Consider the following 23700-nt stretch of genomic DNA (forward strand, 5'->3'; position numbering starts at 1 on the left):
GATCGCCTCCAGCGCCACCTTCGCCTTAAAATCCGCGCTGTAGCGCTTCCTCGTCGTCTTCATTCCCGTTCGTTCCTCACGTCGAGATTAGCTTAGCAACCTGTTCAGTTTTCCGGGACCACCTCAAAGATCGGCCAACGAACCTGTGACCGTGCCCGCGGCGTGCGCAGCGGGTGCAAGCTCAGGCGCCGATCACTCGGGACGACAGCGGGGCAGCGCTGCGCTGGTGCACGCACGCCGAGGGGATCGCTCCCGTCCATAAAGGGCGGGAGCGGACAGGCAGCTTTTTCCTGTCAGGGATTCCCGTTTGCGGGCCCCAGCCCCGACACCGGAAGGTCGAACGGGACCGCCGGCAGATCGTCGCTGCTGTAGAGATTGACATAGGGCGCGTCGGACCAGGCGTAGCGGACATGCGTCACGTCGGGCGTGCCGGCACCACGCAGCACGACACGACCGCCGTCGACGCTGCCCGGCACGAAGCGGCATTGCGCAGCGCTGCAGGCTTCGAAGCCGATGGCGCTGTCGGCGCTATAGGTCCGCAGCCGTGCATCGGGGTGTCGGAACTGGACGACCAGATCGTTTCCCTGGCGGGTGACGCCGACGGCTTGCGGCCCGCCGGGCGCGATCGCCTCGCCATAGACGACGGCGCGCGCGGCGCGCGCGAGGCGCTCGCCGACCAGCAGCTTCTGGGTCGGATGGATGTCGAACCGATCGCCCAGGTCGAGCGTCACCGCGAGGCCGGCATGGCCATCCTGCGCTACCGCGACCGACTGCGCCTGCCGCAGCAACGCCCAGTCCGACTCCCCCGGCATGGACGCCGGCGTGCCATAGGAGGCGAGTTGCGCGACCAGCATCGGCAGCTGCGGCTGGCCCATATGGCCCCGCCAATCCTTGAAGAGCAGCGCCAGCAGTGCGCGATACTCGCTCGCCTCCGCCACGTTCGATTCCCCCTGATACCAGGCCGCGGCCTTGAAGCCGTAGCGGGCAATCGGCGCGATCATCGCATTGTACAGCGTCGAGAGGCTGGTGGGCACTTCCCAGGGCGGGATCGGCGGCTTCTTGTCCTTGAGCGGCGCGGCGAGCTGGTAGGACCAGAGGCCGTCAAGCGGGACCGCGGATCCGTCGTGCAGCTTCAGCAGATGGTTGGCTTCGGCACCGGTCGGTCCCTTGCCCCCGAGGATGCGGATCGCGATCACGTTGCGCCCGGCGTGAAGCGCGCCGGCCGGCACCGCATAGTCGCGCCAGAACCAGTCGATGTTGTTCGCGCCCGTCCAGCGCCCGTTGATCCACACCGTGTCGCTGCTGTCGATCGGCCCGAGCTGCAGCCGGTCCGCCGCCGCGGCCTGTGCCTCGGTAAGCGTCACCACCTTGCGCAGCCACACCACGCCATCGAACGATTCGAGGGCGGGGATGCCGGCGTCGCGCCAGCTGCCGCCCAGCTTCAGGCTCGGCCAGCCGCTATCGTCGAACGCAGCCGTCGACCACGCCTTGGTCGTCGCCCAGCGCGGGTCGTTGGCGCTCCACCAGCGTTCGGTGCGTGCCGCCTCCAGCGTGCGCGCGGCAGCTGCGTCGGTGGCGAGCGCCGCGAGCGAGCGAAGGCTCTCGGCATAATTGGGCAGCGTGCCCAGACTTTCGGGGCTGATCCAGCTCTGGATGGTGGTGCCGCCCCAGTCGGAATCGATGAAGCCCACCGGAATCTTCAGCCGCTGCTGCAGCGCCCGCGCCATGTAGAAGCACACCGCCGATGCTTCGCCCGCGCTGTCACCGTCGATCACCCGCCAGCGTAGCGGCTGACCGAGCTCCTCGAGCGGGGCAGGGGCACTCGCCTTTTCGACATGGGCGAAGCGGAGCATCGGCTGGGGTGCATGGGCAAGCCCGCCCCAGGCGCCGGTCGACAGGCGCGCGGGGAACTCCATGTTCGACTGGCCGCCGCAAAGATACACGTCCCCCAGCATCAGGTCGGAAAGCTGCTGCGTCTTCGCACCGGCCCGCACCGTGAGCGCGTAGGGGCCGCCGGCACCGCGCGCGGGCAGCCGCAGCTCCCAGCGGCCCTTGGCATCGGCCTTGGCGGTCGCGCTGTCGCTGCCGAAGCTGGCGGCGACCGTCTCGCCCGGCGGGGCATGCCCCCAGAGCAGGATCGGGCGATCGCGCTGGAGCACCGCATGATCGGTGAACACATTGGCGAGCAGCGGCGCTTCCTGCGCGGCGGCAGGGATCGGCGCGGCGGCCAGGCAGAGTCCGAAGAGCCAGGGTCGTTTCATGCGGTCCTCGCGAACGGGGTTCGAGCCCATGCTATTTGAAGCCGGGCAGTTCGTCTTTGGTCAGGTAGCGGGTCGAGGCGTAATAGGCCTTGAGCTGCTCGGGCGTGTTCTGCGACGGATCGGTCAGCCAGCGGGTGTGCCAGGTCATGAAATAGAGCCAGTCGGCGCCGGGACCCAGCGTCGCGGGGTCGGGAATCGGGCCGTTTTCGTGCAGGCAGATCGGCACGCTGTCGCCGACGATCGCCTTCACCGCCGCGAACATCGGCGCGAGATTGCCGTGATCCTCGACGTACAGGTCGGCGCCGGCGATATCGACCATGTCGCGCCCCGGCCAATAGGCAGGATCGACCTTCTGGCCGGCCCAGCCCAGCACCCAGATCAGATTGTCGAGCCGGTAGCGATCGACATAGTCGCGGTACATCAGCCGCCACAGCGCCTTGAACGCCTCCGGCCCATGCTTGCCCCACCAGAACCAGTCGCCGCTGAACTCGTGGAAGGGGCGCCACAGCACCGGCACGTCGGCGTCGCGCAGCACGGTGAGCAATTCCGCCGTATGCGCCATCTGCGCCATCATCGCGCGGTTCTGCCGCGTGCCGGGCGTCAGCGCCTTGGCAACGTCGAAATCCTTCTTGGAATTCTCGTAGCCGGTGCCGATGTCCGGCGCGCCCCAATGCCAGCAGATCGTGACCACGCCGCCCGAGCGGTGCCAGGCGGTGGCCCGGGCATTCACCCCCGCTTCGTCATGCGGCTCGATATAGTCGAAGCCGACCAGCGCGGGCTGCTTGCCGGTGACGCGCTGGATATAGTCGAGCTCGGTGCGCGGGCCGGCGGGGGAGAAATTCTGCTCCTGCTGACCCGTGAGCGTGCGGCGCCCATAGATCGACCAGAGATAGCGATACAGCGCCCGCGCCTTCGCGGAGGCGCGCGGATTGCTGAGCATGCCCTGTGCCGGCAGGGGGGCTGCACGCGCGGCAGCGGGGAGAAGCGCGGCGGCGGTGCCGGCGGCGAGCGCGGCGCGGCGGGTGAGGCCGGTCACGGCTTCAGCGTCAGCATCACGACGCCGTGCGGCGCCACCGTCGCGGCGATGCTGCCGCGGTGCTTGCCGAGATCGCGATGGGCCCACAGATCGCGCGCGGCGAGGTTGAGGCTCGAGGGATAGTCGAGCATCGCCCAATCGGCCCGGATCTCGGCGGGCGCTTCACCGCGGTTGAACAGCACCAGCGCGCGGCCGCCGCCTGCCAGCGGCTTCGACCAGACCTCATGGTCGCCCTCCTTCCACACCCGTCGGCCCTGGACGCCCAGTGCGTCCTGATCGATCGCGATCACCTCGCGGTTGGTGAGGATCTCGTGGGTGGCAGGCGTCATGTTCGCCACGTCGTTGCCGGCGATCAGCGGCGCGGCCATGATCGCCCAGAGCGCGAAGTGGCTGCGATATTCCACATCGGTCATGCCGCCATTGCCGACCTCGAGCATGTCGGGATCGTTCCAGTGGCCGGGCCCGGCATGGGGCCAGAGCGGCGCGTTCATGTCGACAATGTTGGTCAGGCCCCAGCTATAGCCGTGCTTGCCGGACCATTTGTCGGTGATGTCGCCGGTGGTGCGCCAGCTGTTGCCGATCTTCCGTGCCCACAGCCAGGGCTGGTTGCTGCCCCATTCGCACATCGAGAACAGGATCGCCCGGCCCGATGCCTTCAGCGCATCGGCCATGGTGGCATAGGCCTCCTCGGCATTGCGGGTGCCGGTCGAGCACCAGTCATATTTCAGATAGTCGACGCCCCAGCGCGCATATTGCAGCGCGTCCTGATACTCATGGCCCTGGCTGCCGGGGCGGCCGCCGCAGGTCTTGGTGCCGGCATCCGAATAGATGCCGAACTTGAGGCCCTTGGCGTGGACATAGTCGGCGAGCGCCTTGATGCCCGAGGGGAAGCGCGTGGCGTCGGCCTGGATGAAGCCGTCGGCGTCACGCGCGCCCTGCCAGCAATCGTCGATCACGACATAGGTGTAGCCGGCATCCCGCATCCCGCTGGCGACCAGCGCATCGGCGGTATCGTGGATCAGCGTCTCGCTGACGTCGCAGGCAAAGCGGTTCCAGCTGTTCCAGCCCATCTGCGGGGTGCGGGCGAGGCCGTTCGGCGTGCGCGCGGGATCCTGAGAAGCCGGCATATGGTTGGGATCGGGGGCGTCCTGCGCCGCGGCGGGCAGGGACGAGGCGAGCAGCGCGGCGGCAGCGAGGCCGGCCAGCAGCGGGGATCGGCGCATGGGCGGCACCTCCGAGAGAGCTGGTACGAGAGGAAGGCGTACGGCGCATCGGTCACGCCGACAAGAAAAAGGGCCCGGTGGCAGTGCTGCCCCCGGGCCCTTCCGGATCACATCGTCAGGCGAACGCTGATCGTGTACTGGCGATCGCTCTTGAAGTAGTTGCGCGGCGCTTCGAGGCCGTTCTTGTTGAGCAGATAGGTCGTCTTCGTCGTCGTATCGAGGAGGTTGGCCGCCTCGATGCCGATCTTGAAGGTCTTGGTGACCGTGTAGAACAGCGATGCGTCGAGCTGGCCCGCTGCCTGCGCATAGACCGGCAGGAACGGGAAGCAGCAGTCGCGATTGCTCAACAGATACTTGGACCGCCAGCTATAGGCCGCGCGGGCATAGAAGCCCTTGAGGTCGTAGAAGGCGGCGACGTTGACGTTGTGCTTCGACAGGCCGGCGAGCGGCAGATTGTCGTACAGGCCGGTCACGTCCATCACCGGCCGGTTGCCGTCGGCAGGCGTGTTCGCCGGCGGCGTGTTCGGCAGGCTGTTGGTCTCGACATAGGTATAGCTCGCCTGGAGCCCGAGGCCGCGCAGCGGACCCGGCAGGAAGTCATAGGTCTGCTGGTACGAAACCTCTGCGCCCTTCACCCGGCCGGTACCCGCTGCGTTGACCGGGCCGTTGCCGGTCACCGTGTAGGTCTGGCCGTTGTTGGTGAAGGTGCGGGTGAACGGCGAATTGTCGAGGATGATGTTGTCGAGCGTCTTGTAGAACAGCGTGCCGGTGAGCTGGCCGACGCGGGCGAAATACCACTCCGCCGTGAGGTCGAACTGGTTCGACTTGATCGGGCGCAGATACGGGTTCCGGCCGGTCATCGAGAAGCCGTAGAGGCCGGCGCGATTGCCGCCCGCCGGGGCGATGCCGACATAGTTGCGCAGATCGGCGAAGTTCGGCCGCGAGATCGCCTTGGAGGCGGCGAAGCGCATCAGGAACTTCGGCGTCAGGTCCAGCCGCACGTTGAGCGTGGGCAGCCAGTCGTCGAACTTCTGCTTGGCGACGTCCGCGATCGAGGAGCCGTTCGCAAACGCATAGGCATTGAGCGCATCCTGCAGCGGAATGGTGCAGAGCGCGGGCGTCGGATTGAACTGGCCGGGATTGGCCGCGACATAGGCGCAATATTGCGGGATCGTGCTCCAGCGCGGGGCGCGCGGCGTGCCGTCGGCGTTCACGCCGGCGCTGTCCGGCTGGAACACGGTGCTGGCGTTCGGGAAGGTCACGCCGCCATAGGCCTTGTCCTCGGTGTGCACCCAGCGCACGCCGATATTGCCGGTCAGCTTGGTCGCGCCGCCGAAGGGGGCGTCGACGCCGAAGTCGGAGCGGACATAGGCGGCATAGGTCCGCTCGCTGTTCCGGTAGATCTCGTTGTTGAGGAAATAGCCGTCCACCAGCGGGCTGCCGTCCGCGTTCTTGCGATCCTGCAGCGGCGTGTAGCTGCCGACATTGCCGCCCAGCTTCACCGCGTTGCGGACATAGGCCATCAGCTTGGTGTCGTCGGTGAGGATGTCGTTCGGGATATAGGCGGCGCTGGGCGGCTGGGTGACGGTGCCGCGCAGGAAGTTGTCGAAGGTCAGCACCGAGGTGGGGCCGGCCTGGTTCATCGACACCGCGCCCGAGGGATATGCCCAGTTGGCCGAGATCGAGCCCCAGTTGTTGTAGTCGTCCGTCCGCACGGTCTGCGAGCGATCCGAATAGCGCGCCCCCACGCGCAGCTTGCGCAGGAACGAGGTGTCGCTCACGTCATATTCGGCATCGCCCTGGAAGGCCCATTCATGGCCGTCGTTCTTCGCGCGATTGACCATCGCGTCGTTGAGGAAGATCGCGTTGCCGCTGCTGAAATAGGTCGCGGTGTTGAAGCCCGGCGTCACGAACTTGATGTCGGGGATGTCCTTGGTGCGATCGATCGAGATCTGCGCGAAGGAATTGCCGTCGACGGTGGCGTCGTAATTGTTGGTCGACGACGCGACATACTGGCCGTCGAAGTTGAAGCGCAGCCGGTCGGTCGGGCGCCACTTGACGTTGAACGAGGCGTCCTGCGTGATCGAGCGGGTAACGAAGTTCCGGTTGGTCAGGTTCAGCGTGTAGCTGTTGTCGACGAACTGCGGCAGCGCATTGGCATAAGCCGGCGTACCCGATGCGTTGACGTACCAGCCGCCCGGCGAGACCGCGCGACCGAAGGTGCCGGTCTGGGCGAGGCCGTTGCTGTCATAGGTGGGCGCGGTGGTGCCGTACGGCATCACGGTGGTGATGTCGCCGTACCAGTTGGCCGCCTCCAGCGTGTGGTCGATCCACGCTTCGCGGCTGTCGGCACGCAGATATTGCGCGGTCACCAGCAGCGAGCGATCGGCATTCTCGAACTGCGTCGCGGCGGAGATGCCGATGCGCTCGCGGTTGAAATGCTGGTCGCGGAAGCCCGGCCCGAGCGGGGTGTAGACGCTGCTCTTGCCTGCCGGCACCGGATAGGTGTCGAACAGCGTGGTTTCATAGGCGGTACCGGCGTTGATCGTATGGCCCTCGCCCGGATCCTGCTTGCCGTTGCCGTTCTTGTCGTCGTTCTGGCGCGGCAGCCAGCCCGAAAAGTAGATCGACTGGCTTTCTGAGCGGATCTGCGAATAGGTGCCGCCCAGCAGCACGCCGATGCGGCTGCCGCCCGGGGTGGTGAACTGCTTCGAGACGAGGCCGACCACGGCCGGGGCGCCGCGCTTTTCCCGGTCGCCGATGTTCATCGACGCGGAGAAATAGGCGAGGTCCTTGGTGCTGTCGAACGGCTTGCGGGCATTGATGCTCACCGTGCCGGCGATGCCGCCCTCGATCATGTCGGCAGTGAGGTTCTTGTACACCTCGATCGAGCCGACCAGTTCGGACGGCACGTCGCTGAAGCCGATCTCGCGGCCACCGCCCACGGCGAAGGTGTCGCGGCCGTTGAACTCGCTCTTCACATAGTTGAGGCCGCGGACGACCACGCCCGAGCCCTGCACCGAGAAGTGCTGCGAATCGGTGGGCGAGGCGAAGCGGCTGATCGCGACGCCGGGCACGCGCTGCAGCGCTTCGTTCACCGAGCGATCGGGCAGCGCGCCGATATCCTCGGCGGTGATCGCATCGACAACGGTGTCGGAATTGCGCTTGATGCTCTGGGCGCTTTGCAGGCTGGCGCGGATGCCGGTGACAACGATGTCGTCGCCGGTCGTCTGCGCGGGCGTGTCGGACTGTGCGGGTGCGCCGGCCGTGTCCTGCGCGACGGCCTGCATGGGCGCGAGCGCCAGCACGATCAGCGAGGCGGTGCCGGCGAGCGAAAGGATAGTGGTGCGCGAAAGGCGCGCGCGTGCGTCGATCATGGGTCCCCTCCAAATCGTCCGCTCTGGTTCGATGGCAGCGGTGTTGGCACCGGCGCTTCCAAGGCGGGTGCCCATGTTGTTGCAAAGCGTTGCCCCGGTACGCAATACAAAAACGTATTTGATTGATTTAATTAATGCCCGCAAAAGCGGCAAAATTGCGCAATTCGCGCGCAGTGTTGCGGAAATGTCATAGGGGAGGACGGCGTTGGGCGAGCCGGACAAGCGACAAGTCGTGATTGTCGGGGGCGGTACGGCGGGGTGGATGACCGCGGCGGCGCTGGTCCATCAGCTCGGCCCGCTGGTTTCGGTGCAGCTGATCGAGTCGCCGGAGATCGGCATCGTCGGCGTGGGCGAGGCGACCTTCCCGCATCTGCGCCTGTTCCTGCGCCGGCTGGGCATTGACGAGGCGGCGTTCATGGCGGCCACCAGCGCCACCTACAAGCTCGGTATCGTGTTCAACGATTTCGGCGCGTTGGGCGAAGAGTATATGCATGGTTTCGCCGGCCTGGGGGAGCCGCTCGCGGGCATACCGTTTCACCATTACTGGCTGCGGATGCACGGGAACGCGCCCGGCGCTGCGATCGGCGACTATTCCATTGCCGTGGCGGCAGCGCGTGCGCGGCGCTTTCATCCGCCCTGTGCCGAGCTGGGGGGCGATGGCGCGTTCAGCTATGCCTATCAGTTCGACGCCACCCGCTTCGCGCCCTTCCTGCGCGACTTTGCCTGCGCGCTTGGCGCCAGGCGTATCGAAGCGAAGGTGTGCCAGGTGGAGCGCGACGGCGGCAGCGGCGACGTGGTCGCGCTGCACCTCGCCGACGGATCGCGCATCCAAGGCGACCTCTTCATCGACTGTTCGGGCTTTCGCAGCCTGCTGCTCGGGCAGACGCTAGAGGAGGATTGGGAGAGCTGGAGCGACTGGTTGCCCTGCGACCGCGCGGTGGCCATGCCCTGTACCCCGCCTGCGGGCGAGATCGAGCCGTTCACGCGGGCGATTGGCATGTCGGCGGGCTGGCGCTGGCGGATCCCGCTCCAGCACCGCCTCGGCAATGGCTATGTGTTCAGCAGCACCTATCTCAGCGAGGACGCGGCCACCGCCGAGCTTGCGGCCGTGCTGGAAGGCGAGCCCTTGGCCGAGCCGCGGATCCTGAAGTTCAGCCCAGGCCGGCGGCGGCGAGCTTGGTCGCATAACGTGATCGGCATCGGGCTGGCTTCGGGCTTTCTCGAGCCGATGGAGTCGACCAGCATCTATCTGGTGCAGGTGGCGATTGACTGGCTGCTCGAGCTGTTCCCGCTGGATGGTGTCGACGCGCGGGACCAGCAGATGTTCAACGGCTTGATCGACTTCGAATATGCGCGGATCCGCGACTTCCTCATCCTCCATTACCATGCCACGCGCCGCGACGATTCGCCCTTCTGGAACCGCATGCGGACGATGGCGGTGCCGGATAGCCTGGCCGAGCGGCTGGCGTTGTGGCGTCAATCGGCCCGCGTCGCGCATTATGGCCGAGGGCCGTTCCTGGAGCCGAGCTGGGTTTCGGTGCTGCTCGGGCAGGGGGTTCGACCGCAGGGCTGGGATGCACGTGCGCAGCTGCCGGACGCGACGCGGCTGGGCAGTGCGATGGCACACCTGAAAGAGAACATCGACTGGCGCGTGGCGTCGATGCCGGGGCACGCCAGCTATTTGCAGGCAGTGACGGGAGCGGCAGCGTCCCATGGTTGAGATCAGGCCTCTTTCCCATGTCGCCGTCGTCGGGGGCGGGACGGTCGCGTCGCTCGCAGCGATCGCGCTGGCGCGATCGCTGCCGGTGAGCAGAATATCGCTCGTTCCCTGCGCGATCCCCGGCGAAGCTTTGGCCGATCATGCGGTATCGGGCGGCGCCGCCCTGCAGCGTCTGCATGCGCGCATCGGCATCGGCGATCCCTTGCTGTTTGCCCGCGCGGGCGCGACGCCCTGGCTGGCGACGCGCTATCGGGGCTTCGGCCATGTCGGCGACTTCTTCGTAGGCCACGGCGTTGCCGCGCGGGATCCGGCGGGTGGCTTCGCCGCGGAGCCCTCCCTGGCATCGCTTCTCGCAGCGCAGGAGCGTTGGCTGCTGCCGGAACAAGAGGGGAGCGGCGCGCTGGACCTATTGCTTCGGTTCGATTTGGACGCGTATCGCGCAGGCCTGCATGCCCTGGCAGAGCAAGCGGGCGTGCATGTCACCCTGCCGGCCGTGGCATCGGGTGTACCCGGCCTGCGGCTTGAGAACGGAAAGACGCTCGAGGCGGATCTTGTCGTCGACGCAACGGGCAGCGGGTGGGTTCGAGCCGGGCAGCCGCACGCGACGTGGCGGGACTGGGGGCAGGATGCGCAGCTGCAGCGGCTATGCCGCTCCTCCGCGTCGGTGGCGATGCGCGCGAGCCTGAGCGACACGGTGACGAAGGTGGGAGCAGGCTATTGGATGGAGCAACCGGGCCGCCACCAAACATCGTGGATGGCCTGTTGGGCGGATGCCCAGGACGACGCGCGCATGCAGCGTGCCCTGGAATCGGCGAGCGGCACGCGCGTCTCGGAGCCGATCGCCTTTCGGCCCGGGCGCCTGGACATGCCGTGGCAGGGGAACGTCGTGGCGATCGGGGATGCGGCGGTGCGCCTCGCCCCATTGGGCAACCTGAACCTGCACTTGGCAGCGGCACAGATCCTGCTGTTGCTGGATCTACTGCCCAGAGAGGCATCGCCCTTCGCGGAATGTGCCGAGTTCAACCGGCGGGCGGGCCTGCTTGCCGATGACGCGCAGGATTTCGTGCGCTGCCAGCAGCGGAAAGAGGGCTCGGCGTTGCTGGCGCAGCGGGTGGACCAGTTTAGCCGGCGCGGCTGGATACCCGAACTGGCGGAAGGGTGCATACCAGCCGACAATTGGGCACAGCTGCTGATCGGCTTGGGCGTCAAGCCGGGAACATTGCCCCGTCTGCAAGCACTGCCCGAGGAGGAGGTGCAGCGTGCCGCACGCGCGCGAGAAGCTACGCGAGCGAGGCTCCTATCAACGGCGCACTTATTCGGATCTGACCAATCGAATTCATGACATAGGTGCGGGGGCCGTCCACGCCATCACGTCAGTGGCGGCCTGCCGACACCCGCGGCAGCGCCGCGGGGGACCGGAAATCCGGCGCCTAGAACTTCGCCTCGCCATAGACGCGGGTGATGTCGCCCTGCCAGTCGCCATGGTAGCGATCGAGCAGGATCTGCGCCGGCACCTTGCCGGTCCGCACGATCTCGCGCAGCGGATCGAGGAAGCCGGATTCATTGTCGCCCGAGCCGTTGAGACGGCCGCGTGCCTGGAGCCCCGCGCCCGCGATGTCGAGCACCTCCCCGGCGATGTCCGCCAGCTTGCCGCCACCCGGCAGCGGCGCGTCGAGCGCCAGCTTCGGCACCGCGCTGCGCAGCGCCTCGCGGCCTTCCATCGACCAGCCCTTCACCAGATCCCAGGCGGCATCGAGCGCGCCCGAGTCGTAGAGCAGGCCCACCCACAAGGCCGGCAGCGCGCAGATGCGCCCCCAGCGGCCGCCATCGGCGCCGCGCATCTCGAGGAACTGCTTCATCCGCACTTCGGGGAAGGCGGTGGAGAGATGGTCGGCCCAGTCGTCCATCGTCGGCAACTCGCCCGGCAGCACCGACAGCTCGCCCTTGAGGAAGTCGCGGAAGCTGAGGCCCGCCGCGTCGATATATTTGCCGTCGCGGTAGACGAAGTACATCGGCACATCGAGCGCATAGTCGGCATAGCGCTCGTATCCGAAGCCGTCCTCGAACACGAAGGGCAGCATGCCGGTGCGCGCCGGATCGGTGTCCGACCAGATATGGCTGCGATAGGAGAGATAGCCGTTGGGCTTGCCCTCGGTGAAGGGCGAGTTGGCGAACAAGGCGGTCGCCAGCGGCTGCAGCGCCAGCCCGACGCGGAACTTCTTCGCCATGTCGGCTTCGCTGGCATAGTCCAGGTTGACCTGGATCGTGCAGGTCCGCAGCATCATGTCGAGGCCCATGCTGCCCACGCGCGGCATGTGGCGCAGCATGATCTCGTAGCGGCCCTTGGGCATGATCGGCAGCTCGGCGCGGGTCTTGTCCGGCCACATGCCCATGCCGAGGAAACCGATGCCCAGGCGATCGCCGACGGCCTTCACCTGCTTCAGGTGGCGGCCGGTTTCGGCGCAGGTGTCGTGAAGATTTTCCAGCGGCGCGCCGGAGAGCTCGAACTGGCCGGCCGGCTCGAGGCTGATCGCGCCGTCGGGGCCGGAGAGCGCAATGATGTGCTCGCCCTCGTAGATCGGCTTCCAGCCGAATTCGGTGAGACCGATCAGCAGCGCATGGATGCCGCCGCGCTCCTCATAGCTGGGCGCGCGGTGGCTGCCGTCCATCCAGTAGACGAACTTCTCGTGCTCGGTGCCGATGCGCCAGCGCTCCGCCGGCTTTTCGCCCTTGGCGAAATATTCCACCAGCTGGGCGCGATCCTCGATGACCGCCGCGGTCTTGGTCGAAACGGTCTTGGTGCTCATTTTCGCGCCCTTAGCGATGCCGGCGAAACGACGCCAGCGGATTTTTGTACCGGTCGGTTTACCAGTCGCCCGCGGCTCCCATCCACAGGCTCACCGCCGCCGCCGCCGCGGTCTCGGCGCGCAGGATGCGGGGGCCGAGCGCGATGCCGATGGCTTGCGGAACGGCGCGGATCGATTCGCGTTCCTCGGCGTCGAATCCGCCCTCGGGGCCGACCAGGATCGCAGCTGGGCCGGGGTGGGCGCGCATCGCTTCTAGCGCGGGCACGCCGCCGGTTTCATCCGCGAAGAACAGCGCGCGGTCCGCCGGCCAGTCGCGGAGCAGGGCGGGAAGCTTCACCGGCTCGACCAGCTCGGGCAGGGCGGTGCGGCCGCATTGCTCGGCAGCCTCGATCATGTGGCTGCGCAGCCGATCGAGGTTGAGCCGGTCGATCACGGTGCGGCGGGTGAGCACCGGCACGAGGCGGGCGACGCCCAGCTCGCACGCCTTTTCCGCCACCCAGTCGATGCGGCCCTTCTTGATCGGCGCGGCGCAGAGCCAAAGGTCCGGCACGTTCTCGTGCGGCCGGAGCTGCTCGGTGATCTCCAGCGTCAGGTCGCGCTTGCCGATATCGCGGGCGATGCCGAGCCATTCGCCGCTGCTCCCGTCGAACAGCTTCACCGCCTCGCCGGGCTTCAGCCGCATGACCGAGCCGAGATAATGCGCCTGCGGGCCGTCGATCCGGCGCAGGCCGGGCTCGAGCGGGCCCTCGACGAACAGGCGGGGGGCGGATTGCGGCGGCCAGGCGGGGGTTGCGGGCATGAAAGCGCTGTAGCCGGGGGCGGGCGGTTTCGTCCATGCACCTCGATCCGCCCCTGGAAGGCAGGGCTCTCGCTTAGGAGGGCACGGGCCAGCAGCCTCTCAAAAACCATCGTCATTCCCGCGAAGGCGGGAATCCATTGCCCTGTGCGCTGGGGAAAAGAATCTCGCCGCCAGTGCCAATGGATTCCCGCCTTCGCGGGAATGACGGCGTATTTTGCGATGTGCGATAGCCCTCCCCTTCCCGGGGGAGGATCCCTTGCCCCATCCTCGCGTACGATGGCGCGGAGCCTATCGGCTGTTGTAGCATTTGTGCAGCGCGGCACGACCGCCGCGTCCAGCCGAGGATTGCACCTTATGCGCCTGCCGCTCCTGCACCCCGATCAGCTCAGCGACACCCAGAAGCCGCTCTACGACGACATGAAGCGCGGAATCTCGTCCAACTTCAACGCCTTCGTCGCAGTGGGCGAGGACGGCAGCCTGATGGGCCCGTGGAATCCCTGGCTGCACGAGCCGCGGATCGGCGGCGCGATCTGGGAGCTGACCAAGGCGATGTCGATGGAGGCGACGCTGCCCGATCCGGCGCGGCAGATCGCGATCCTCGTCACCGGCGCGCATTTCGATGCCGCGTACGAAATCTACGCGCATGTCGCCGTGGCCGAGGAAGAGAAGATGTCGCCGGCGCGGATCTCCGCCATCTGCGCCGGGCTCAAGCCGACCGATCTGAACGAGCAGGAAAACGTCGCGTTCGACGTCGCCTATGCGCTGGTGAAGGGGGGCGTGCTGCCCGAGCCGTGCTACCGGCTTGCGGTCGATACCTTCGGGCAGCACGGCGCGAACGAGCTGATCTATCTGGTCGGCCTCTACAGCCTCGTCTCCGTGACGCTGAACGGGTTCAACGTGCCGGTGCCCGAGCGCGAGTGACGGCCGGGGGCGTCAGCCCCCGTAGCCGCCGCCCATCTGGCCACCCATGCCGCCGCCCATGCCGCCCCCGCCGCGATGGCCCCCGCCACCGCCGCGGCGGCCGCCACCTTCGCCCGGGCCGCCACCGCGCCCGCCGCGACGCTTCATCGCGCCGGGGTGGAGGTCGGGCAGCTCGGCCTTGGTGATCTTGCCGTCATGGTTGGTGTCGAGCAGGTCGAAGCGGCGCTTGGCGGCGCTCATGAACTCGATCGGCGTCACGCCGCCGTTGAGGCTCGAATCCGCTGCCGTCACCGGCTCGGGGCTGCCGAGATAGTTGAAGCGGGCCAGGCCGCTGAGCACGCGGGTGGAGCCGATCTCGGCGGCCTTCACCTGGCCGTCGTCGCCCATGGTCGGGCCGCCCATCTCGAATCCGCCGCCGCGCGCTTCCGGCGCCAGCACGGTCTCGTAATATTCGATGTCGGCGGGGTCGATCTCGCCATCGCCCTTGCGGTCGAGCACCTTGAACCAGCGCATCGCGTCGTCGCGGAACTCGTCGAGGGTCAGCGCGCCGTCATGGTTGGCGTCGGCGCCGTCGAACCAGGCATCGGCGGGAGACTTGCCATCGGGCTGCCCGCGGAACGGTTCGCCCATCGGGCTGACGAACAGGCCGCGCGGACGCGGGCCGCCGGGACCACCGGGGCCCCCCGGTCCGCCCGGCGGCGGCGGGCCGTCCTGCGCCTGCGCGCCGCTTGCCAGTACCAGCAACAATCCGGCCAACCCCAGCATCCGCATCTTCCAAACCCTCCGCCCGAAACTCGATTCGTCTCGCTAGCTAGCGATTGTCGCAGGATTGTGCCCGAAAATTTCGGCTTGGGCACGGGTGGGCGCTTGTGGCAGCAGGCGGGCATGACCGGCGCCACCCCCATCGTACCCGATACCGAACATCGCGGCCTCCTCGGCCTGCTGCCCCGCGGCTGGCGGCCCTATGCGCTGCTCGCGCGGTTCGACCGGCCGATCGGCTGGTGGCTGCTGTTTCTCCCCTGCGCCTGGGGGGCGCTGCTTTCCGGCCTGCCCGAGGGGGGCTGGTGGCGGATCGGCGCGATGCTGCTCGGCGCGATCGCGATGCGCGGCGCGGGCTGCGTCTATAATGACATCGTCGATCGCGACCTCGACGCGCAGGTGGAGCGCACCCGCAGCCGGCCGCTCCCCAGCGGCGCGGTCTCGGTGCGCGCGGCCTGGACCTGGCTCGCCGTGCTGCTGGCGATCGGCCTCGGCGTGTGGCTGGCGATGCCGCTGCCCGCCAAGCTCTGGTCGCTGGCGACGCTGCCGGTGGTCGCCGCCTATCCGTTCATGAAGCGCATCACCTGGTGGCCGCAGGCGTTCCTGGGCATCGTGTTCGGATCGGGCGCCGTCGTGGGCTTCGTCGCCGGCGATCCGCAATCCGCCTTTGCGAGCCGGATCGGCGCGCAGTGGTGGCTCTATGCCGGCACGATCCTGTGGGTGATCGGCTACGACACCATCTACGCGCTGCAGGACGTGGAGGACGATGCGATCGTCGGCGTGCGGTCTTCGGCGCGGCGGATGGGCGGGCAGGTCCGGGCCGGGGTGGGGCTGCTGTACTTCGTAGCGCTGTTCCTTTGGGGCGAGGCGCTGTGGACGGTGCGGCCCGATCCGCTGGCGCTGCTCGCGCTGCTGCCGGTGGCGGTGCATTTCATCTGGCAACTGGCCACGCTCAAGCCTGCCGACGGCGCCAATGCGTTGCGCCGCTTCCGGGCCAATCGCGACGCGGGCTTGCTGATGCTCGCCGCCTGCGCCGTGGTGGGGCTTTCCGGACTTTGATTTTGCGCCCCCGCACCCCTAGATCGCGGGGATGCTGAACAACGAACAGGCCCTGGAGCGCGCCGCCGACGCCGTGGCGCGTGCCCGCCGTGCCGGGGCCGATGCCGCCGACGCCGTCTTCTCCGCCGATCGCTCGCTTTCCGTCTCCGTCCGGATGGGCGCGCTGGAGGATGTCGAGCGCTCCGAAGCCGAGGAGCTGGACCTGCGGGTCTTCGTCGGCAAGCGCTCGGCCAGCGTCTCGACCAGCGACCTGAGCAGCGACGCGATCGCCACCCTGGTCGAGCGCGTGGTCGCGATGGCGCGCGAGGCACCCGAGGACCAATGGGCCGGGCTCGCGCCCGAGGACCGGCTGATTCACGGCACGCCCCCGCATCTCGACCTGGACGACGGCGCCGAAGTGGAGCCCGCCGCATTGAAGGCGCGCGCACTCGCCGCCGAGGAGGCCGCGCGCGCCGTGCCCGGCGTCACCAATAGCGAAGGCGCGGGGGCAGGCGCCAGCCGGGTGCAGCTCGCGCTCGCCACCAGCCATGGCTTTGCCGGCGCCTATGCCCAGTCGAGCCACGGCATCTCGGCCAGCGTGCTCGCCGGCAGCGACGGCGCGATGGAGCGCGACTATGCCCACCATTCCGCCCGCCACGCCGCAATGCTCGACTCGCCCGAGGCGATCGGGCGGCTGGCCGGCGAGCGGGCGGTGGCGCGGCTGAACCCGCGCAAGATCCCCAGCGGCGCGATGCCGGTGGTGTTCGATCGCCGGGTTTCCTCAGGGCTGCTCGGCCATCTGATCGGCGCGATTTCGGGGGCGGCGATCACCCGCAAGACCAGCTTCTTGCTCGATGCGCTGGGCACCCAGGTGTTCGCGCCGGGCGTGACGATCTGGGACGATCCCCATCGCCCGCGCGGCATCCGCTCGCGTGCCTTCGACGGCGAGGGGCTGCCGGTCAGCCGCATGCAGATCGTGCGCGAGGGGATGCTGGAGACCTGGCTGCTGGAGAGCGCCGCCGCCCGCCAGCTCGGGCTGGAGCCGACCGGCCATGCGACGCGCGGCGGCGGCGGGGCGCCCGGGGTCTCGCCGAGCAATCTCTATATGGAAGCCGGCCATGTTCCGCCCGAGACGCTGATCGGCGAGATCGACCATGGCCTGTATGTGTTCGAGCTGATCGGCCACGGCGTCAACGGCGTGACCGGCGACTATAGTCGCGGCGCGGCGGGCTTCCTGATCGAGAAGGGCGAGATCACCGTTCCCGTTTCCGAAATCACGATCGCGAGCAACCTCAAGGACATGTTCCGGGCGCTCACCCCGGCGAACGACCTCGAGTTCCGCTATGGCATCAACGCGCCGACGCTCCGTATCGACGGGATGACGATCGCCGGTGCCTGAGCTCGCCGCCGAGATCGCGGCCATCGCCGCCGAGGCGGGGCGCCATGCGATGGCGCGCTGGCAGAGCGATTTCGCGCGCTGGGAGAAGGCGCCCGGCAACCCGGTCTGCGCGGTCGACCTCGAGGTGGACGCGCTGCTCCGCGACCGGCTGGGGGCGCTGCTGCCCGATGCCGGCTGGCTTTCCGAAGAGACGGTGGACAATGCCGACCGGCTGGCGCTGTCCCGGCTCTGGGTGGTCGACCCGATCGACGGCACCCGCGATTACTTACGCGGGCGGCCGGGCTGGGCAGTCTCGATCGCGCTGGTGGAGGATGGCCAGCCGGTGATCGGCGTGCTCGACGCACCGGCACGCGGCGAGGTGTGGACGGCGCGGGCCGGGGCGGGCGCGTGGCGAAACGGCGTGGCACTGCGTGCGGCCGAACGGGCCGAGCTACCCGGCGCGCGCGTGCCGGCGGACCAGCTGCCCAAGGTCGACCGCGATCTGGTGATGGTCCCGAAGCCCAATTCGATCGCGCTGCGCATTGCGATGATCGCGGCGGGCGACGCCGACCTCGTCGCGACGCTGCGCTGGGGGCATGAATGGGACATCGCCGCCGCAGTGCTGCTCGCCCGCGAGGCGGGGGCGGCGGTGACCGATGCGCTGGGGCAGGCGCTCGGCTTCAACACGCCCGCGGGTGAGGCATACGGGGTGCTGGCGACGACGCAAGGCATCCACGCCGCAGCGGTGGCGCGGCTGGCGGATCGGGTGGAGCCGGGGAAGCGGTAGGTATCGCTATCCATTGCTACATTGCGTCGTTGCGATCGACTTCCGTCCGCTTCATAGTTGTTGAGTGCCGGAATTTAGCGACTACATTGTCTTTGCGGATGAGAGTGGAGACCACGGCCTTCAGTCGATTGATCCGCAGTTTCCCGTTTTTGCCTTGGTCTTCTGTATATTCGATAAGGGCATGTATGCTGAAAAGGTTGAGCCAGCCTTTCGCAGATTGAAGTTCAAATATTTTGGCCATGACGCTGCCATTCTGCACGAGCGTGAGATACGCAAGCAGGAGCCGCCATTCGCTTTCTTAAGACAGGATGCTGCTCTCCGGGCGGGATTCATGGCGGATGTCAGTGCGGTCATGGCCGACGCTCCGTTTCGCGCATTTTGTGCGGTGATCGACAAAATGCGCCACAAGGCGCGGTATGTGAATCCTTGGAATCCCTACGAAATTGCAATGCAATTTTGTATGGAGAGGCTCAGCGACACGCTGATGCGCGAAGGTCAGGAAGGGCGCTTGACCCATGTCCTGTTCGAAGGAAGAGGACGGGAAGAGGATCGTCAGCTGGAATTGGAATTCCGGCGGATCGCTCAAAATGGCAAGCAGTGGGGACGGCGTTCCATTGACTTCATACGAACGCCGCTCGAACCTCTTTTCGTACCCAAATCGGCCAATCTCGCAGGGCATCAGCTCAGCGATCTTATCGCAAGACCGATTGCGCTTCGTGCCCTGCGGCCAGACCAAGCGAACCGGGCTTTCGATACCATCAAGGATCGCGTGTCCGCCCTGACGATCTTTCCTTGATCAAAAAACAAAAGGGCCCCGGAAACCCGAAGCCCTTTTGTCGACCGGGAAAGCCCAATCCTTGCTCGATATGTAGGCTAAGAGCCTTGTGGATACAAGCAGCAGCCCTGCTGCCGCTTCACCTGATCGCCATGCCCCACCGGCGGACGGCCAATCCCGCCCTCTGTGCCTTCGCGGCGTAGCGTGCTAGCGACGCCCCATGTCGAAATCCCTGAGCACCAGCGGTGCCATCGATCTGGATGGCGTGACCTATGATTGGCGTCTGCAGCGCGAGCCCCATCTGTCGGACGACGAGGGCTGGAAGGGTATGACCATCGCGGTTGCCCAGCAGGGTGCCAAGCGCGAGGCCTGGCTGGAATTCCCGGCGCCGAAGCGGCTGCTCAAGGGGCTGCCGCGCGGCCGTCTCCAGCTCGACGACGCGACGATCACGCGCTGCGTCCGCTCCGCGCTGTCGGCCGGTTGGGATCCGCTGTCGCGGGGCAAGCCCGAGGTGTTCGTCGTCGATTCGGAAGGCAATTGAGCGGTTCCCGGCGCGGCGGGGCGGCTATGACCGGCGCTTGCACTTCGGCCTTTGTTCCCTACATGTTCCAAGGCCTTTTGGCTGCCGCTCTTTGACCCTGTCGGTGCATCGTCTGGCGCGCGCGTGTATGCGCGTGTGCCTAAACTTCCTAAACTTCGGGCCGGGTGCGTCGGGCACAAGAACCATCCGCCCCGTGCCGAAACCCGCGCACAGGCCTAAACTTCCTAAACTTCCAAACGTCACGCCGGGTGCGGCATCAGCCCCGCTTCACCCGCGTGACATGCCCCATCTTCCGTCCCGGCCTCGCCTGGCCCTTGCCGTAGAGGTGGAGATGGGTGCCCGGTTCCGCGAGCAGTTCGGGCCAGCGGTCCGCCTCGTCGCCGATCAGGTTTTCCATCTCGACATGGCTGCCGGTCAGCGCGGTCGAGCCCAAGGGCAGGCCGCAGATCGCGCGGACATGGTTTTCGAACTGCGAGGTCTCGGCGCCCTCGATCGTCCAGTGGCCGCTATTGTGGACGCGCGGCGCCATTTCGTTGAACACCGGGCCGTCCGGGGTCGCGAAGAACTCGCAGGTCAGCACGCCGATATGGCCGAGCGCCTCGGCGACGCGGCCGGAGAGCGCCGCGGCCTCGGTCCAGTGGCGGGCGATCTCGGCCGGGGCGGGCAAAGTGGAGCGGGCGAGAATGCCGTCCTTGTGCTCGTTCCAGGGCGGCGGATAGCTGGCCAGCGTCCCGTCCAGCCCGCGCACGGTGATGATCGAGAATTCGTGGCTGAAGGTGACGAAGCCTTCGAGGATCGCCGGGCGCTCCCCGATGGCTGCCCAGGCCGCCTCTGCCTCGGACGCGTCGTGCAGGCGCACCTGGCCCTTGCCGTCATAGCCGAGCCGCAGCGTCTTCAGGATCGACGGCGCGCCGATCCGGGCGATCGCTTCGTGCAGTTCGTCGCGGGTGGTGACCAGCGCCCAGGGCGCGGTGCGGCCGCCGAGTTCCGCCACGAACGACTTCTCGTTGGCGCGGTCCTGCGCGATCTCCAGGCTCTTGGCGCCGGGGCGGACCGGCACCTTGGCGGCGAGATGCGCGACGGGGGCGAGCGCCACATTCTCGAACTCGTAGGTGATCACGTCGGCATGGGACGCGAGCTCGTCGAGCACGATATGGCTGTGATAGTCGGCGCGGGTGAAGCTGGAGGCGGTCTGCGCCGCGATGCTCTCCTCGTCGGGGGCGAGGACATGGGTGCGATAGCCGAGATTGGCGGCCGCGATCGCGATCATCCGGCCGAGCTGGCCGCCGCCGAGGATGCCGATGGTGGAGCCCGGGGGGAGCACGTCGCTCATGCCGGTTCCTCCGCGACGCTGTCGGTCTGGGCGGTGCGCCAGGCGATCAGCTTTTCGGTCAGCGCCGTGTCCGATGTGGCCAGGATCGCGGCGCCGAGCAGCGCGGCGTTCTTGGCGCCGGCCTTGCCGATCGCCAGCGTGCCGACCGGAATGCCGCCGGGCATCTGGACGATCGAATAGAGGCTGTCGAGCCCCTTCATCGTCTTGGATTCGACCGGCACGCCCAGCACCGGCAGGTGGGTCATCGCGGCCGCCATGCCAGGGAGGTGCGCCGCGCCGCCGGCGCCGGCGATGATCACCTTCAGCCCGCGGTCCGCCGCGCCGGTGGCATAGTCATAGAGCCGCTGCGGGGTGCGGTGGGCGGAGACGACCTTGGTCTCGTGAGGGACGCCCAGCTCCTCCAGGATCGACGCGGCGTGGCGCATCGTCTCCCAATCGGAGGTGCTGCCCATGATGATGCCGATAAGAGGTGCTTGCGCCATTGCCTGCCCGACCGTGGAATGGAAGCGGGGTGTTAGTCAGGCAGGGCGCTCAGGGCAATGGGTCACGAATCGAGTTCGAGCAGTTCCTCGCGGACGTGAATCGCCTTCAGCGACATCCGCACCTCGACCAGGAAGTAGAGCAGCCCCGCGATCAGCAGCAGCATCGACAGGATGAAGGCCAGCGCCACCCAGATGCCGACGTGGAGATTGGCGAGCCGGGAGACGAACATCAGCGCCACGACCATGCAGATGGCGAGCGCGCTGGCGGTGCACAGGAAGATGGCGTTGTTGATCACCGAGATGCGGCGATCGATGATCCGCAACTCCCAGACATGCCGGTCATGCTCGGGGCCGCTGGAGCGGGGATGGAGTTCCTCGATCACCCGCGCACGGTCGACGATGCGGGCGAGGCGGCCGACCATCGTGTTGAGGAAGGCGCCGATGCCGGCGAGCAGGAACACCGGTGTGATCGCTGCCTGGATCGTTTCCGAGACGGTGGAGAGATAGGGGCCTTCCATGCGACGCTGTATGCAAGCGGGCGTGCACTGCTTGCAAGTGTGCGCTGCACCGGATGGTAAGGGGTGCGGGTGTAGCAATGCGCCGATGCGCCTGTCTGCCCGCCCCCGTCCCCGTCGATCCGCCCTTGGCGAGGAGGTCGAGCCGGGTGGGAAGACGGTCCAGCTGTCCTGCGTGCCGGACCTTGCGCCCGCGCTCGACACTGTCGCCGAACGGTCGGCCGAGACCCACCGCTTCCTGCGGTACGGCTGGTATGCCGCAGCCCTGGCGGCGTATGGCGGCACCGCAAGGACGCTGGTGGTGGGAGAGGCAGGCCTGTCCGTGGCGGCGCTGCCCCTCGTGGACAAGGGCCCCCGCTGGCTCGGCCTGGCGGAGATCCCCGGCTGCTATTGGCCGTTTCGCAGCTTTCCTGTGGCGGAAGGCGCTAGTCCGGCCGCCGCGGAGGCGTTGCTTGCGGCGCTGGCGCGCCAGGTGCGGGCGCTACGGATCGGTCCGATTTCGGACGACGATCCGGCACTGGCCTGGCTGAAGGTGCAGGCGCTGGCGCAGGGATGGACGGTCCTCGATCGCTTCGTCGCGCACTGCTACCTGCTCGATATCGGCGTGCCGGCGGCCGAGGGCGGCTGGCCACGCGGATCGACGCTGCGCAAAAATCGCTATTTCGAAAAGCATCTGGCGCGCGAAGGCAAGTTGGACTGGACCTGGGGAAGCCTTCGCTTCGACGACCTGGCGGATATCGAACGCCGTAGCTGGATCGCCAGTCGCACCGACGGCCGCGACGCCAAGTTCACTGTGGACGGTCACGGCGCCTTCTTCGGCGCGGCGGCACGCGACCCGGTAGTGGCCGGGATGATGTCCGCGGCGGTGCTGCGGATCGACGGACGGCCGATGGCCTTCTCGTTCGATCTCGTCACTGGCGCGCGCAGCTATGCGATCGCGAACAGCTATGATCCGGAACTTGCGCGGCATTCGCCGGGCAGGGTGCTCCAGTACCGCAATCTTGCCCGCGCCAGGGAGCAGGGCGTGCGACTGGTCGATTGGGGCGCGGGCGACAGCGGCTACAAGCGAACCATGGGCGCGGTGCAGGGGCCGGCGCTGCGCGACTGGATTTTCGTGCGCCCCGGTCTGGCCGGGCTGGCCGCGCGATGGCTGCGGGGCGCATGGCGCCGCTCCGGTCAGGACGAGGGCGTGTCGGCCTGAGCGGCTCGGCGCCCCCGCCGTCGACCCTCTGGTAAGGTCTCGGTTCGCTAGCTCCGCTGACCGGGTTCAGACCCGGACATAGCGAAAATACCAGACTTCATGCCCCTGGCGCCGGGCCTTGCGTTCGTAACGCGTTTCCGGCCAGTCGGCAGGGCGGGTGAGAAAGTCCTGCGCGGTCTGTGCCTGCCAGACGAAATCCTTGCGCTGGCCCATCACCATCATCGCCCAGCGGCAATAAGTGGGGTCGTCGGTGCCGAGGCGGAACTCGCTGCCGGGCTTGAGCTTGGCGGCGATCAGGTCGAGCGGGCCGTGATTGACCATGCGCCGCTTGGCGTGGCGTGCCTTGGGCCAGGGGTCGGGGTGGAGCAGATAGGCGCGGCTGAGGCTCGCATCGGGCAGCCGCTCGATCACCTCGAGCGCATCGCCCATGTGCAGGCGGACGTTCGAAAGCGCACCGTCGCGGATGTGGTTGAGCGCGCCGACCACGCCGTTGAGGAAGGGCTCGCAGCCGATAAACCCGTGGGTTGGCCGCATCGCCGCCTGACCCGCGAGATGCTCGCCGCCGCCGAAGCCGATCTCGACCTCCAGCGGGCGATCGTCGCCGAACAGTGTCTGCGCATCGAGCGGGCCGGTTTCGGGCACGCTCACCTGCGGCAGCAGCTCCTCGACAAGCGCGGACTGGCCCTGGCGGAGCTTGTGGCCCTGGCGGCGGCCATAGAGACGACGGATGGTGGTAGGATCAGCCAT

The 23700-nt window shown here is 67.7% G+C and carries 20 protein-coding genes; 9 read left to right on the plus strand and 11 right to left on the minus strand.

All coding sequences use genetic code 11. From position 1 onward, the window contains the following. Positions 1 to 293: 293 nt before the first annotated feature. The 4 genes from QZ814_RS09275 to QZ814_RS09290 form a co-directional block, all read right to left on the minus strand. Positions 294 to 2261: a sialate O-acetylesterase gene (locus tag QZ814_RS09275; protein ID WP_294331214.1), complete on the minus strand. Its 1968-nt coding sequence runs from the start codon at positions 2259 to 2261 to the stop codon at positions 294 to 296. A gap of 31 nt (positions 2262 to 2292) precedes the next feature. After that, complete coding sequence (locus QZ814_RS09280; protein WP_294331216.1) at positions 2293 to 3297, minus strand: glycosyl hydrolase; 1005 nt, start codon at positions 3295 to 3297, stop codon at positions 2293 to 2295. After that, positions 3294 to 4520, minus strand: coding sequence for a glycoside hydrolase family 27 protein (locus QZ814_RS09285; RefSeq protein ID WP_294331218.1), 1227 nt, complete (start codon positions 4518 to 4520; stop codon positions 3294 to 3296). The genes QZ814_RS09280 and QZ814_RS09285 overlap by 4 nt, the downstream gene beginning before the upstream one ends. A gap of 107 nt (positions 4521 to 4627) precedes the next feature. Then, positions 4628 to 7897 (minus strand): TonB-dependent receptor, encoded by a 3270-nt coding sequence (locus tag QZ814_RS09290; protein ID WP_294331219.1) that lies wholly within the window; start codon positions 7895 to 7897, stop codon positions 4628 to 4630. A 232-nt stretch (positions 7898 to 8129) separates the two neighbouring features. Between QZ814_RS09290 and QZ814_RS09295 the strand changes: the two genes are divergently transcribed. Both QZ814_RS09295 and QZ814_RS09300 read left to right on the plus strand, forming a co-directional pair. Further along, a complete protein-coding gene (locus tag QZ814_RS09295) occupies positions 8130 to 9617 on the plus strand; it encodes a tryptophan halogenase family protein (RefSeq protein WP_294331381.1) in 1488 nt (495 codons plus the stop codon). Further along, a complete protein-coding gene (locus QZ814_RS09300) occupies positions 9610 to 10959 on the plus strand; it encodes a tryptophan 7-halogenase (RefSeq protein ID WP_294331220.1) in 1350 nt (449 codons plus the stop codon). Before QZ814_RS09295 ends, QZ814_RS09300 begins: the two co-directional genes overlap by 8 nt. Before the next feature lie 88 nt (positions 10960 to 11047). On the opposite strand, the gene QZ814_RS09305 is transcribed toward QZ814_RS09300, so the two are convergent. Both QZ814_RS09305 and QZ814_RS09310 read right to left on the minus strand, forming a co-directional pair. Continuing rightward, positions 11048 to 12424 carry a glutamate--cysteine ligase gene (locus QZ814_RS09305; protein WP_294331222.1) on the minus strand — a complete coding sequence of 459 codons (1377 nt, stop codon included), beginning with the start codon at positions 12422 to 12424 and terminating at the stop codon, positions 11048 to 11050. 58 nt (positions 12425 to 12482) lie between these two features. Beyond that, complete coding sequence (locus tag QZ814_RS09310; RefSeq protein WP_294331224.1) at positions 12483 to 13223, minus strand: 16S rRNA (uracil(1498)-N(3))-methyltransferase; 741 nt, start codon at positions 13221 to 13223, stop codon at positions 12483 to 12485. A 354-nt stretch (positions 13224 to 13577) separates the two neighbouring features. Between QZ814_RS09310 and QZ814_RS09315 the strand changes: the two genes are divergently transcribed. Beyond that, positions 13578 to 14144 carry a carboxymuconolactone decarboxylase family protein gene (locus QZ814_RS09315; protein WP_294331226.1) on the plus strand — a complete coding sequence of 189 codons (567 nt, stop codon included), beginning with the start codon at positions 13578 to 13580 and terminating at the stop codon, positions 14142 to 14144. 12 nt (positions 14145 to 14156) lie between these two features. Here QZ814_RS09315 and QZ814_RS09320 read toward each other — a convergent pair whose 3' ends face one another. Continuing rightward, on the minus strand, positions 14157 to 14909 hold the full coding sequence (locus QZ814_RS09320; RefSeq protein WP_294331228.1) for an EF-hand domain-containing protein: 753 nt from the start codon (positions 14907 to 14909) through the stop codon (positions 14157 to 14159). Positions 14910 to 15029: 120 nt separating this feature from the next. On the opposite strand from QZ814_RS09320, the gene ubiA reads away from it, so the two are divergent. The 5 genes from ubiA (at position 15030) to QZ814_RS09345 (ending at position 19422) form a co-directional block, all read left to right on the plus strand. Beyond that, positions 15030 to 15962, plus strand: a complete 933-nt coding sequence (ubiA, locus tag QZ814_RS09325; protein ID WP_294331230.1) for a 4-hydroxybenzoate octaprenyltransferase — start codon at positions 15030 to 15032, stop codon at positions 15960 to 15962. A gap of 31 nt (positions 15963 to 15993) precedes the next feature. Continuing rightward, positions 15994 to 17340 (plus strand): metallopeptidase TldD-related protein, encoded by a 1347-nt coding sequence (locus QZ814_RS09330; RefSeq protein WP_294331232.1) that lies wholly within the window; start codon positions 15994 to 15996, stop codon positions 17338 to 17340. Then, a complete protein-coding gene (locus QZ814_RS09335) occupies positions 17333 to 18106 on the plus strand; it encodes a 3'(2'),5'-bisphosphate nucleotidase CysQ (RefSeq protein ID WP_294331234.1) in 774 nt (257 codons plus the stop codon). The genes QZ814_RS09330 and QZ814_RS09335 overlap by 8 nt, the downstream gene beginning before the upstream one ends. 64 nt (positions 18107 to 18170) lie before the next feature. Beyond that, entirely contained in the window at positions 18171 to 18902 is a 732-nt protein-coding gene (locus QZ814_RS09340; RefSeq protein WP_294331236.1) for a DUF3800 domain-containing protein, read from the plus strand. A gap of 199 nt (positions 18903 to 19101) precedes the next feature. Next, positions 19102 to 19422, plus strand: coding sequence for a hypothetical protein (locus QZ814_RS09345; RefSeq protein ID WP_294331238.1), 321 nt, complete (start codon positions 19102 to 19104; stop codon positions 19420 to 19422). Between the two features lie 256 nt (positions 19423 to 19678). Here the strand turns inward: QZ814_RS09345 and QZ814_RS09350 are convergent, their stop codons facing one another. The 3 genes from QZ814_RS09350 to QZ814_RS09360 all read right to left on the minus strand — a co-directional run bounded on the left by QZ814_RS09350 (position 19679) and on the right by QZ814_RS09360 (position 21755). Next, positions 19679 to 20755, minus strand: a complete 1077-nt coding sequence (locus QZ814_RS09350; RefSeq protein ID WP_294331240.1) for a 5-(carboxyamino)imidazole ribonucleotide synthase — start codon at positions 20753 to 20755, stop codon at positions 19679 to 19681. Beyond that, positions 20752 to 21237 (minus strand): 5-(carboxyamino)imidazole ribonucleotide mutase, encoded by a 486-nt coding sequence (purE, locus tag QZ814_RS09355; RefSeq protein ID WP_294331241.1) that lies wholly within the window; start codon positions 21235 to 21237, stop codon positions 20752 to 20754. The genes QZ814_RS09350 and purE overlap by 4 nt, the downstream gene beginning before the upstream one ends. A gap of 62 nt (positions 21238 to 21299) precedes the next feature. Continuing rightward, a complete protein-coding gene (locus QZ814_RS09360) occupies positions 21300 to 21755 on the minus strand; it encodes a DUF2721 domain-containing protein (protein ID WP_294331243.1) in 456 nt (151 codons plus the stop codon). Positions 21756 to 21840: 85 nt separating this feature from the next. On the opposite strand from QZ814_RS09360, the gene QZ814_RS09365 reads away from it, so the two are divergent. Next, positions 21841 to 22953: a GNAT family N-acetyltransferase gene (locus QZ814_RS09365; protein ID WP_294331245.1), complete on the plus strand. Its 1113-nt coding sequence runs from the start codon at positions 21841 to 21843 to the stop codon at positions 22951 to 22953. Positions 22954 to 23019: 66 nt separating this feature from the next. Here the strand turns inward: QZ814_RS09365 and QZ814_RS09370 are convergent, their stop codons facing one another. After that, on the minus strand, positions 23020 to 23700 hold the full coding sequence (locus tag QZ814_RS09370; protein ID WP_294331247.1) for a tRNA (guanine(46)-N(7))-methyltransferase TrmB: 681 nt from the start codon (positions 23698 to 23700) through the stop codon (positions 23020 to 23022).

The sequence above is a fragment of the uncultured Sphingomonas sp. genome (genome assembly GCF_913777625.1).
GTDB lineage: Bacteria > Pseudomonadota > Alphaproteobacteria > Sphingomonadales > Sphingomonadaceae > Sphingomonas.

Bases quoted from the DNA above. Each gene is read 5' to 3' on its own strand.
- QZ814_RS09290 (WP_294331219.1), bottom strand. From the start codon at position 7,897: ATGATCGACGCACGCGCGCGCCTTTCGCGCACCACTATCCTTTCGCTC.
- QZ814_RS09330 (WP_294331232.1), top strand. From the start codon at position 15,994: ATGCTGAACAACGAACAGGCCCTGGAGCGCGCCGCCGACGCCGTGGCG.
- QZ814_RS09275 (WP_294331214.1), bottom strand. From the start codon at position 2,261: ATGAAACGACCCTGGCTCTTCGGACTCTGCCTGGCCGCCGCGCCGATC.
- QZ814_RS09300 (WP_294331220.1), top strand. From the start codon at position 9,610: ATGGTTGAGATCAGGCCTCTTTCCCATGTCGCCGTCGTCGGGGGCGGG.
- QZ814_RS09315 (WP_294331226.1), top strand. From the start codon at position 13,578: ATGCGCCTGCCGCTCCTGCACCCCGATCAGCTCAGCGACACCCAGAAG.
- ubiA (WP_294331230.1), top strand. From the start codon at position 15,030: ATGACCGGCGCCACCCCCATCGTACCCGATACCGAACATCGCGGCCTC.
- QZ814_RS09350 (WP_294331240.1), bottom strand. From the start codon at position 20,755: ATGAGCGACGTGCTCCCCCCGGGCTCCACCATCGGCATCCTCGGCGGC.
- QZ814_RS09310 (WP_294331224.1), bottom strand. From the start codon at position 13,223: ATGCCCGCAACCCCCGCCTGGCCGCCGCAATCCGCCCCCCGCCTGTTC.
- QZ814_RS09370 (WP_294331247.1), bottom strand. From the start codon at position 23,700: ATGGCTGATCCTACCACCATCCGTCGTCTCTATGGCCGCCGCCAGGGC.
- QZ814_RS09285 (WP_294331218.1), bottom strand. From the start codon at position 4,520: ATGCGCCGATCCCCGCTGCTGGCCGGCCTCGCTGCCGCCGCGCTGCTC.
- purE (WP_294331241.1), bottom strand. From the start codon at position 21,237: ATGGCGCAAGCACCTCTTATCGGCATCATCATGGGCAGCACCTCCGAT.
- QZ814_RS09345 (WP_294331238.1), top strand. From the start codon at position 19,102: ATGTCGAAATCCCTGAGCACCAGCGGTGCCATCGATCTGGATGGCGTG.
- QZ814_RS09320 (WP_294331228.1), bottom strand. From the start codon at position 14,909: ATGCTGGGGTTGGCCGGATTGTTGCTGGTACTGGCAAGCGGCGCGCAG.
- QZ814_RS09365 (WP_294331245.1), top strand. From the start codon at position 21,841: ATGCGCCTGTCTGCCCGCCCCCGTCCCCGTCGATCCGCCCTTGGCGAG.
- QZ814_RS09360 (WP_294331243.1), bottom strand. From the start codon at position 21,755: ATGGAAGGCCCCTATCTCTCCACCGTCTCGGAAACGATCCAGGCAGCG.
- QZ814_RS09305 (WP_294331222.1), bottom strand. From the start codon at position 12,424: ATGAGCACCAAGACCGTTTCGACCAAGACCGCGGCGGTCATCGAGGAT.